The 2,078-nt window shown below is 38.1% G+C and carries 2 protein-coding genes; one reads left to right on the forward strand and one right to left on the reverse strand.

What is annotated here, in order from left to right:
* Positions 1-643 (forward strand): tetratricopeptide repeat protein (locus K6G87_RS11085; RefSeq protein ID WP_296837082.1); only part of this gene is annotated, 643 nt, incomplete at its 5' end.
* A gap of 108 nt (positions 644-751) precedes the next feature.
* Here K6G87_RS11085 and K6G87_RS11090 read toward each other — a convergent pair.
* On the reverse strand, positions 752-2,078 hold a 1,327-nt coding region (locus K6G87_RS11090), incomplete at its 5' end, for a glycosyltransferase (RefSeq protein ID WP_296837085.1).

Raw genomic sequence — 2,078 nt, forward strand, 5'->3', positions numbered from 1 at the left:
CCAGGAGACAATTGAGCCCATAAACAAGGAACTTGTCCCAATGGATTATGACAGCCCAAAATATTTTGAAATACCTCTTACCTTTTATCATGCCGGCTTTGAGACCATCAATAACAGAAGAAAAAAGGCAGAACGTGACCTTACAATGCTTCAGGATACCCTAAGAACAGAAGGACCTTCAGCCTATACATATTATCAGCTTGGCAAATGTTACGTAGCCATGAAAGATCCTGCGCTTGCATCGCACTATTTCTATAGCGGAATATCACTTCGTCCTAACCCTGTTCATACATATGTACATGACATGGTTGAAAGCTACGGTTTCTGTCTTTTGGAATTGAAACAGTATGATAAAGCTCTGTCGCTTGAAGAGTTCTATGACAAGTTCGAAAACCGTGCAGACTATGTATATCTTATGGGACTTATATATATGAACAACGCAAGATATGATGAAGCTATTGACCAGTTCCAAAAGGCCATGAATATCAAAAATTATTCTATAGACGGCGTCAATACCTATGCTCCCAAATACAATATAGGTCTTATATACGAAAGTCTGGGAGAGCCTCAAAAAGCTCTCGAATACTACCGCCAGTGCGGCTCCTACGCTCCGGCCCTAAAAAGAATCCTAGCCATAAGTTAAGGTTTGAAATTTAAAATCTTCAAACCTTAGCTTATAGTCAAAACGCGAATTGATCTGCATTTTTTTGTAAAACTGCAAATCAATTCGCTATTTTTTATTATTTCAAGATCAGATTATTACAGTATTTATGCTCTTTGGTATACTATTACCACTTCCCTTCGAAACAATTATATATCCGTCGGTCTTCAAAAGGCGCATTATCTTCATAAACAGCTCATCTTTATTTTCCGCATGGTTTAATGCGTCATAAATACATATTATGTCAAAAGAGTGATCCGGGAAAGGAAGCTTTGTCTCTTCAAGATTCCCTGCTACGATGTCTCCCATGTATCTGCCAAGAAAAGCTACATCAACAAAACTTTCCGTTCCTGCAACATAGCAATTTGGATATCTGTATTTAAGATTAGACATATTAACTCCAAAGCCACATCCTATCTCAAGGAATCTAAACCATGGATATATAGGCTTTCCATCAGCCCTTCCTTCTGCTATATCTGCAACAGCTCGAAGCAGATCTTCTGACACCGCTTCATAATTCCAGATATCAAAGCCCCATTTATCTTCAAAGACCTTTCTGTTCTTTACAAGAAGATTTTTGGTATTTTCTGATACTGTATCCTGATTTGTATCTCCGCCCTGATGATAAACAAAAGCATTATGACACAATATCTGCCTGTATCCAGCTTCGGAAATCCTTATACCAAGGTCATCATCTTCAAAATATGCAGGTGTAAATCTCGGATCAAATAAAAGCTTTCTTCCTCTCATATTTCTAAGCGTTTGCTGTACAGTCTCAGGGAAATGCTCCTCGTCCTTTGTAGTATACTCTATATAAATGTGGTTTACTGCATCCCTTGATAACAATTCGCAAAAGCCTGTAAGCCTTACCTTGTCTTCGTAAGGATTTTCCATAGGAATATTATGAGCTATACCATATTTTATAGCTGAGCCTATTTTATCAGTTGTTCCTAAATATATCTCAACGCTCTGCTCTGTAGCATTGTTAGAGACAGCTCCTACTGCCCCTACGTTTATATTCTCATAAAGAGCCATTCTCATCCAAAAAAGGGCTCCAGGAGTAAGTACTGCATCATTGTTAATAAGAAGAATATCATTATCTTCTTCACTTGCAATGACACCTATATTACATCCTATGGAAAAGCCAACATTATCTCCATTTTCTATGAGTCTTATTCCGGTCTGCTGCCTAAGCCACTGGGCTATTCCATCAGTAGAAGCATTATCTACAACTATTATCTCATCATTATCAGTACATTCTTCTTTAAGTGCTTTGAGACATTTTTTCATAAGCCATTCATCGTTATAAGACAGGACGATAAATGACAGATTTCTGACCCTGAAGGACTTGTCCTTCCTGCACTTATCCATTTCTTCCCTTATAGGGTCAAGGTCTTCATCAAGTGTGCAGTACCTG

It is taken from the genome of Butyrivibrio sp., assembly GCF_024699075.1.